At 26.3% G+C, this 342-nt stretch carries 1 protein-coding gene; it reads left to right on the top strand.

Annotated elements, in window-relative coordinates; genetic code table 11:
• The first annotated feature begins 102 nt into the window (after positions 1-102).
• Positions 103-318 carry a hypothetical protein gene (locus ACFIKE_RS12000; protein ID WP_375650185.1) on the top strand — a complete coding sequence of 72 codons (216 nt, stop codon included), beginning with the start codon at positions 103-105 and terminating at the stop codon, positions 316-318.
• The last annotated feature ends 24 nt before the right edge of the window (positions 319-342 follow it).

The raw sequence follows: 342 nt of genomic DNA, 5'->3' as shown, positions 1-342 counted from the left end.
TTAGTTATTAGTGAAAATTATGTTATGATGTTTATTGGTTGAGAATTTGTAGGTGTTGTTTCTTATTTATTAATATCTTTTTGAAATACACGTATAACTGCTATGAAAAGTGCTTTATCTGCTATTTTATTAAATCGTATGGGTGATACTTTATTTGTTATATGTATAGGATGTATGTTATCATATTTCCATGCTGTAGATTTTAATACAATAGAATTATTAACACCTCATGTAGATACATTTATATTAAATAGTTTAGCAATAATGTTATTAATAGCAGCAACAGCTAAAAGTGCACAATTAGGTTTACATGGTTGATTATTATCAGCTATGGAAGGTCCT

Source organism: Bartonella sp. MU70NMGDW (assembly GCF_042194085.1).
In the GTDB taxonomy this organism is placed as follows: Bacteria; Pseudomonadota; Alphaproteobacteria; order Rhizobiales; family Rhizobiaceae; genus Bartonella; species Bartonella grahamii.
The sequence above is the reverse complement of the archived record's forward strand: the minus strand, read 5'-3'. Positions and strand labels throughout refer to the sequence as shown.

Excerpts from the sequence above, each read along its gene's own strand:
- ACFIKE_RS12000 (WP_375650185.1), top strand. The coding sequence starts at position 103 with ATGAAAAGTGCTTTATCTGCTATTTTATTAAATCGTATGGGTGATACT.